The 6,762-nt window shown below is 63.8% G+C and carries 8 protein-coding genes; 3 read left to right on the top strand and 5 right to left on the bottom strand.

The features are described 5' to 3' along the window. The 3 genes from K0F85_RS03415 to K0F85_RS03405 all read right to left on the bottom strand — a co-directional run. Window positions 1-1,583 (bottom strand): catalase (locus K0F85_RS03415; RefSeq protein WP_257572497.1); only part of this gene is annotated, 1,583 nt, incomplete at its 3' end. A gap of 239 nt (window positions 1,584-1,822) precedes the next feature. Next, window positions 1,823-2,176 (bottom strand): YqjD family protein, encoded by a 354-nt coding sequence (locus K0F85_RS03410; RefSeq protein ID WP_219114568.1) that lies wholly within the window; start codon window positions 2,174-2,176, stop codon window positions 1,823-1,825. 266 nt (window positions 2,177-2,442) lie between these two features. Beyond that, window positions 2,443-2,856 carry a DoxX family protein gene (locus tag K0F85_RS03405; RefSeq protein ID WP_219114567.1) on the bottom strand — a complete coding sequence of 138 codons (414 nt, stop codon included), beginning with the start codon at window positions 2,854-2,856 and terminating at the stop codon, window positions 2,443-2,445. A 185-nt stretch (window positions 2,857-3,041) separates the two neighbouring features. Here K0F85_RS03405 and K0F85_RS03400 point away from each other — a divergent pair, with 185 nt between their 5' ends. The 3 genes from K0F85_RS03400 (at window position 3,042) to K0F85_RS03390 (ending at window position 5,597) form a co-directional block, all read left to right on the top strand. Continuing rightward, on the top strand, window positions 3,042-4,016 hold the full coding sequence (locus K0F85_RS03400; RefSeq protein WP_219114566.1) for an alpha/beta fold hydrolase: 975 nt from the start codon (window positions 3,042-3,044) through the stop codon (window positions 4,014-4,016). Window positions 4,017-4,200: 184 nt separating this feature from the next. Then, the gene (locus tag K0F85_RS03395; RefSeq protein WP_219114565.1) at window positions 4,201-4,935 is read left to right on the top strand and encodes a sensor histidine kinase; all 735 of its coding nucleotides are present in this window, start codon (window positions 4,201-4,203) and stop codon (window positions 4,933-4,935) included. Continuing rightward, window positions 4,932-5,597 (top strand): response regulator transcription factor, encoded by a 666-nt coding sequence (locus K0F85_RS03390; protein WP_219114564.1) that lies wholly within the window; start codon window positions 4,932-4,934, stop codon window positions 5,595-5,597. The genes K0F85_RS03395 and K0F85_RS03390 overlap by 4 nt, the downstream gene beginning before the upstream one ends. Before the next feature lie 22 nt (window positions 5,598-5,619). On the opposite strand, the gene K0F85_RS03385 is transcribed toward K0F85_RS03390, so the two are convergent. Beyond that, window positions 5,620-5,898, bottom strand: coding sequence for a XapX domain-containing protein (locus tag K0F85_RS03385; RefSeq protein ID WP_219114563.1), 279 nt, complete (start codon window positions 5,896-5,898; stop codon window positions 5,620-5,622). Window positions 5,899-5,956: 58 nt separating this feature from the next. Then, window positions 5,957-6,643 carry a hydrolase gene (locus tag K0F85_RS03380; RefSeq protein ID WP_219114562.1) on the bottom strand — a complete coding sequence of 229 codons (687 nt, stop codon included), beginning with the start codon at window positions 6,641-6,643 and terminating at the stop codon, window positions 5,957-5,959. Window positions 6,644-6,762: the final 119 nt, after the last annotated feature.

Raw genomic sequence — 6,762 nt, 5'->3', positions numbered from 1 at the left:
CTGTTGAAGCCTTTCGCGCCCGCCTGGAAAGGGCAACCGCCCGCCAGCGAATTGGGCTCGTACGCAACCCGGCCCCGGTTGATGGACTGGCGATGAATGCCGTCGCGCTGGTTATTGTGCAGCGGCGCCAGCGGCGCATTGATGGGAATTTCATGGAAATTGGCGCCACCCAGGCGCGTGATCTGCGTGTCGATATACGAATGGATGCGGCCCTGCAGCAGCGGGTCGTTGGAAAAATCGATGCCGGGCACGATGTGCGCCGTGCAAAAAGCCACTTGCTCCGTCTCGGCAAAGAAATTGTCGGGATTGCGGTTCAAGACCATTTTCCCGACGGGGACCAGGGGCACCAGCTCTTCGGGGATCAGTTTGGTTGGATCGAGCACATCGAACGGAAACGCTTCCGCCTGCGCTTCCGTGAAAACCTGGAAGGACAGTTCGTATTCGGGATACTCGCCGCACTCGATGGCTTCCCACAGGTCGCGCCGGTGGAAATCGGAATCGGCGCCGCTGAGCTTGACGGCTTCATCCCATACGAGGGAATGCGTACCGGCCATGGGCGACCAGTGGAATTTGCAAAAGACGGACTGGCCACTGGCATTCACGAGGCGGAACGTATGCACGCCAAAGCCCTGCATCATCCGATAGCTGCGCGGGATGGCGCGGTCCGACATGACCCACATCAGCATGTGCGTGATTTCCGGCGACAGCGAGGCGAAATCCCAGAAGGTGTCGTGCGCGCTGGCCGCCTGCGGCATGCCATTGTGCGGCTCGGGCTTCACGGCGTGGATCAGGTCGGGGAATTTCATCGCATCCTGGATGAAGAAGACGGGGATGTTATTGCCGACCAAATCCCAGTTGCCTTCGTCCGTATAAAATTTCACGGCAAAGCCGCGCGCATCGCGCGCCGTATCGGTCGAACCGCGTTCGCCGGCCACCGTGGAAAAACGCACGAAGACGGGCGTGCGCTTGCCCGCCTTGGCGAATGGCGCGGCGCGCGTCAGCTTGCTCTGTTCCTTGTAGCATTCGAAGTAGCCGTGGGCAGCGGAGCCACGCGCATGCACGACGCGCTCTGGAATACGCTCATGGTCGAAATGCGTGAGCTTTTCACGCAAAATGAAATCTTCCATCAGGGTGGGACCGCGCAAGCCCGCCTTCAGCGAGTTCTGGTTGTCGCCCACGGGCACGCCCTGGTTGGTGGTCAGTACGCAGCCGCTGTCGTCGCAGCGGGCGCCATCGAGCGAGGCGCTACGCGCATTCTCACCCAGCACGGGCTGGCCATCGCCCGTCTTCGGAGAAGATAGCGTTTCACCCGTGGTACTGGCCGTTGCCAGCGGTTCGCCGGCCGCCACATGCACGCCTTCGGCCGGCGTGCGCGCCGTCTCGCCATACTGGCAGGCTTCCTTGGGATTGTCGGCCATCGCGGCGGACAGCTGCTGGCTGGCGGCCGCCTTTTGCAGCAGCGCGCGGGCCACGTCATTATCCGCGCCCAGGCTGTGCGGCGCATTGCTGTCGGACGGGCCGGACATGCTGCTCAAAACGGAACCCGCACCGTCCGTGGACGGCGTTTTCTTGTTGCTAGCCATTACATCTCCTGTGAGTAATTTGCCCCGGGAGAATGCGACAACTCCCTCATTCAGCGCAGGAACAGGGCGATCAAAATATTGATGGGAATAAATATGCCAATCAAGCACAACAAAATGGAGCGCATCACCGCACTCCTTGACTGCTTGCTACTACCTTGTGCGCGTGGGCGCTGGCCCGCCCCGCCATGACGGCGATGGGAGCAGCGCCCACGACAGTAGCTGCGAGGAAGGCGTCAAACTTATTTACGCGAACCGAGCAGCTTCGACAGGCCATAACCGGCCGCTGCCGCAATCAGCAGCGAGACGGCCGGCCGCTCGCGCACATAGCCGCGGCCCGTCTCGCCGGCGCGCTGGCAGGCCGCGCTCAATTGCTTGCCGCGCGCCATCATGCGCTCGGAAGCCTTGCTGACGCTGTCGCTGACCTGGTCGATGCGCTCGCCCACCTGGTCCACGCCGTCATGGGCGCGCGTGGCCACTTTGTCGGCCATGGGCTGGGCCTGGCTAGCCACCTTGTCTATGCTGCGGTGCAAGTTCTGGCGGCTATCCTGGGAGGTGCCGTTCATATCAGGGCTGTTTTTTTCAATCGCGTTCATGATGGTTTCCTTTAACAGTGAATAATTTCAACCATGCTCGATACCGTGACCGAATCATGATTCTCCTCGCTTCGGGAAAAAAGAAGCGGCTAAACGCTGCCAGGCTGAGCCATATCAAACAGTGGATCAGCAGCAAGCTGTTGACACCACCTTAACCGCGACTGCCCCCCGCTACCGTGCGCTGCCACACCTTGAAGCGCAGACTTAAATTCCTGTTGGAAACAACAATCCCCGCCGGCCTGGTGGGGTGGGCGGGACTTCGTGAGTTAGCCGCGCAAGCGCGCATCGAGCGAATGGCATCCCGCGCCGCTGATGGCGATGGTGCCAAAAACGATGATCAGCAACCAGCCGAACTGGCCGTCGGCGATGCTCCAGTCCGGGTGCACGAGCAGCATCGACACGCCCAGCAAGAACAGCAAGGGCAGACAGGCCAGGCGCGTCAGCAAGCCGGCGGCGACCAGCAGCGGGCAGAGGATTTCCGCGAACAGGGCGCAGTACAGGGTGACGCCAGGCCCCAGGTGCAGCGGGTCGTCGATGTGCGCCAGTTCCTCGGAAAAATGCAGCAGCTTGGGCAAGCCATGCACGTGCAGCACCAGCAGCGCGCCCGTCACGCGCGCAAACAGCAAGCCGGCATCGGGTAAAAAGGGGCCGGCCAGCGCCGCCATCCAGTTTTTCTTCATGTTCGCTCCAGTGGGAAAGTCAGGCGGCGAGGCGCGCCGCGACCAGCCATCATAGGCAGGCGGGCGCCAGGGCGCGACTGGTCTTTTGGCAGAGGCGCCGGCACGCGCGAAGGCCTAGACTCGCCGATGGCATCACTGGTCCAGGCCATAACTGCCCCCTCCCCCATCCCCGAAGGAAACGTATCATGTCGAAGAAAATCGCAGCCGAAGAAGTCAACTCCCGCCGCAAGCTGCTCGTCAGCGTCGCCGGTGTCGCCGCCGGTGCGGGCCTGCTGGCCGCCGGTGGTGCCAATGCCGCCGCCAAGCCTGCCGCAGCTGCGGCGCCGGGCAAGCTCACCATCAACAGCATCACCGTCAAGGACGGCACCGTCATCCATTTCAAGGACTGGGGCACGGGCACGCCCGTCGTCTTCAGCCACGGCTGGCCTTTGCAGGGCGATGCCTGGGAAGACCAGATGATGTTCCTGGCCAGCCACGGCTACCGCGTGATCGCGCACGACCGTCGCGGCCACGGCCTGTCCAGCCAGCCATGGCAGGGCAATGACATGGATACCTACGCCGACGACCTGGCCACCCTGCTCGACGCGCTCGACATCAAGGGCGCGACCCTGATCGGCCATTCGACGGGCGGTGGCGAAGTGGCGCGCTATCTCGGCCGGCATGGCGAAAAACGCGTGGCCAAGGCCGTGCTGGTGGGCGCCGTGCCGCCACAGATGGTCAAGTCGGATAGCAATCCCGGCGGCTTGCCGATGTCCGTCTTCGACGGCATCCGCGCCGGCGTGCTGGCCGACCGCTCGCAATTTTTCAAGGACCTGGCGGTGCCGTTCTTTGGCGCCAACCGTCCTGGCAACAAGGTTTCGCAAGGCATGCGCGACACCTTCTGGCTGCAGGGCATGCAGTGCGGCATCAAGAATGCCTACGATTGCATCAAGCAGTTTTCCGAGACGGACTTCACAGCCGACCTGAAGAAAATCTCCGTGCCGACCCTGGTGGTGCATGGCGGCGACGACCAGATCGTGCCCATCGACGCCTCCGCCAAGGCTGCGGCCAAGCTCATCAAGAACGCCAGGCTGGTCATCTATGAAGGCGCGCCGCACGGCTTGCCGGCCACCCACAAGGACCGCCTGAACGAAGATTTGCTGGCCTTTATCAAGTCCTGATCGTTCCGTGCTTCCCGTACCGCCGGCCCGCCCGGCGGTGTTTCTCGCCGCCGCCAGCGCCCGCCGCGCAAAAAAACCGGCCCTCCTCCCCCATTCGTATAACTGCCGTGCCCACCAAGCCGTGCATACTTGCTGCAACGCGGCATCGGCCGCAGCGAACGACAGGAGTCCGGCGATGGCCAGCATGCACGATTTTCCACAGAGGCGTAACGCCGACCTGGCGCAGGCGCAGCGCCTCGGCGGGATGGATGCCATGCGCGAGCTTGCCGCCTCGATTGCGCACGAAGTGCGCCAGCCGCTGGCGGCCATTGCGCTCAATGCCGATGCCGCCTTACGCTGGCTCGATCACGATCCGCCCCGCCTCGACGAAGCGCGCGCGGCGCTGGCCCTGGTCGCCAGCGCCGGCAGCCACGCCGGTGCCGTGCTGCGCAGCGTGCATGACCTGGCCTGCAAGGCATCGGGCAGCCACGATCATTTTGTGGCCGACGATGCCGTGCGAGACCTGCTGCCGCTGCTGCGCGCGCCACTGCAACGCCATGCCATCCACCTGGAAACGCAGCTGGCACCGGGCCGACCGCTGCTGCGCGCCGACCCTGTGCAATTCCGGCAAGTCATCCTGAACCTGCTGATGAACGCCATCGAGGCCTTGCGCGACACCGCCGGCCGGCCGCGCACGGTGCTGCTGTCCTCGCGCCTGGACGGGGGCGTGCAGCATTTCAGCATCGCCGACAATGGCGCCGGCATCGCGCCGCAGGCGGCCGAGCGTCTGTACCACGCCCTGTATTCCAGCAAACCGGATGGCATGGGCATGGGCCTGGCCATCTGCCGCCGCATACTCGACGCGCATGGCGGCCGCCTGTGGCATGCGCCCGGCACGCCCCACGGCAGCGTCTTCCACTTCACCCTCCCAGCGCCATGAGTACTAGCTTGCACACGCCCCTGTCCCACGACGACGCAGCTCGCCCTATCTCGCTGCTGATCGCCGACGACCACCCGCTGATCCTGGCCGGCCTGGCTTCCTTGATCGCGTCACTGCCTGGCTTACTTCTACTGGGCCAGGCCGGCACGGGCCGCGCCGCCGTGGAGCTGTACCGGCAACTGCGGCCCGACGTGGTGCTGATGGATTTGAACATGCCGGAAATGCATGGCGTCGAGGCGATCGAGCGCATTTGCGCGGACGACGCGCAAGCGAAGATCATCATCCTCACCACCTACCAGGGCGAGGACAATGTGCACCGTGGCTTGCGCGCCGGCGCGCGCGCTTACCTGCTGAAGGATTCCGGCTTCCTGCAACTGACGCAGTGCATCCGCCAGGTCGCCGCCGGCAGGCACTATCTGCCGCCCGCGCTGGCGGCGCAGCAGGCCGGGCGCATCGCAGCGAACAGCCTGTCGAAACGCGAGTACGACATCCTGCGGCACCTGTCGGCAGGCAAGAGCAACAAGATGATCGCGCGCAGCGCCGGCATCGAGGTGGGCACCGTCAAATTTCACGTGAATAATATTTTGTCCAAGCTCAATGTCTCGAGCCGCACCGAGGCGGCCACGGTGGCCGCCCGGCGCGGCTTGCTGGGCGCGTTCTAGCGACTCCGCTCCGGCAGGCGCATCAAGCGGCGTGGTCATCCTTTTTCTGCAGCGCCTTGGCCAGCGTGGGCTTGGCTTCCACGCCGCTGATCTTCGGCACGCATTCGCTGCGCAGCCAAGACACCGTGATCGCTTCGCCCGCCATCAGGCGCTTGACGCCGGGGACGATCTGTTCGCCGATCAGCATGCCCAGCAGGCCGATCAGGGCAATGGCGGGCGGCGCGGGCGAGCGCACCTGCAAGACGGCGTAGATGATGCCAACCAGCAAGCCCACGGCCAGTGAAACAAGGTATAACTTCATGACAGCCTCCGTTCAATGAAAACCGCCGCCGCGCAAGGCGGCGGCGTGCGAGTGCCCCTTACCTGGCCGGCACCGGTGCCAGCGTGGCGTGTTCGCCATGGATGCGTTGCGGCGCCTTATGCACCATCGTGTAGGCGTAATCGACGCCCATGCCGTAGGCGCCAGAGTGTTCGCGCACGATGGCCATGACGGCGTCATAGGTGTCCTTGTGCGCCCAGTCGCGCTGCCATTCCAGCAGCACCTGCTGCCACGTCACGGGCACCACGCCAGCCTGTATCATGCGCTGCATGGCGTAGTCGTGCGCTTCCTTCGAGGTGCCGCCGGAAGCATCGGCCACCATGTAGATCTCATAGTCGCCTTCAAGCATCGCGCACAGGGCGAAGCTGTTGTTGCACACTTCCGTCCACAGGCCGGAGACGACGACTTTTTTCTTGCCGTTGGCGGCCAGCGCATCGCGCACCTTCTGGTCATCCCACGAATTCATCGAGCTGCGTTCGAGGATATCCTTGCCGGGGAAGACGTCGAGCAGTTCCGGGTAGGTGTGGCCGGAGAAGCTTTCCGTTTCCACGGTGGTGATGATGGTGGGGATGTTGAATACCTTGGCGGCCTTGGCCAGGCCCACGGTATTGTTTTTCAGCGCCTGGCGGTCCATCGACTGCACGCCGAACGCCATCTGCGGCTGCTGGTCGATGAAGATGATCTGGCAATTGTCGGGGGTAAGGACTTCCAGTTTCGGATTGGTCATGATGTCATCCATGAAGAGTGGGGTTGAGTGGGTACTGCCGTGCATCGTATGCCTGCCAGCGTGCCCGCACCACTATCTAAATATAGGCTCCCCCGGGCGATCCCCCTGCAGACCGGCGA

Source organism: Janthinobacterium sp. UMAB-56 (assembly GCF_900095265.1).
In the GTDB taxonomy this organism is placed as follows: Bacteria; Pseudomonadota; Gammaproteobacteria; order Burkholderiales; family Burkholderiaceae_D; genus Janthinobacterium.
Note: the sequence above shows the minus strand (reverse complement) of the source record. Positions and strands in the feature narration are given on the sequence as shown.

Bases quoted from the DNA above. Each gene is read 5' to 3' on its own strand.
- K0F85_RS03405 (WP_219114567.1), bottom strand. From the start codon at position 2,856: ATGAAGAAAAACTGGATGGCGGCGCTGGCCGGCCCCTTTTTACCCGAT.
- K0F85_RS03390 (WP_219114564.1), top strand. From the start codon at position 4,932: ATGAGTACTAGCTTGCACACGCCCCTGTCCCACGACGACGCAGCTCGC.
- K0F85_RS03395 (WP_219114565.1), top strand. From the start codon at position 4,201: ATGCACGATTTTCCACAGAGGCGTAACGCCGACCTGGCGCAGGCGCAG.
- K0F85_RS03410 (WP_219114568.1), bottom strand. From the start codon at position 2,176: ATGAACGCGATTGAAAAAAACAGCCCTGATATGAACGGCACCTCCCAG.
- K0F85_RS03380 (WP_219114562.1), bottom strand. From the start codon at position 6,643: ATGACCAATCCGAAACTGGAAGTCCTTACCCCCGACAATTGCCAGATC.
- K0F85_RS03385 (WP_219114563.1), bottom strand. From the start codon at position 5,898: ATGAAGTTATACCTTGTTTCACTGGCCGTGGGCTTGCTGGTTGGCATC.
- K0F85_RS03400 (WP_219114566.1), top strand. From the start codon at position 3,042: ATGTCGAAGAAAATCGCAGCCGAAGAAGTCAACTCCCGCCGCAAGCTG.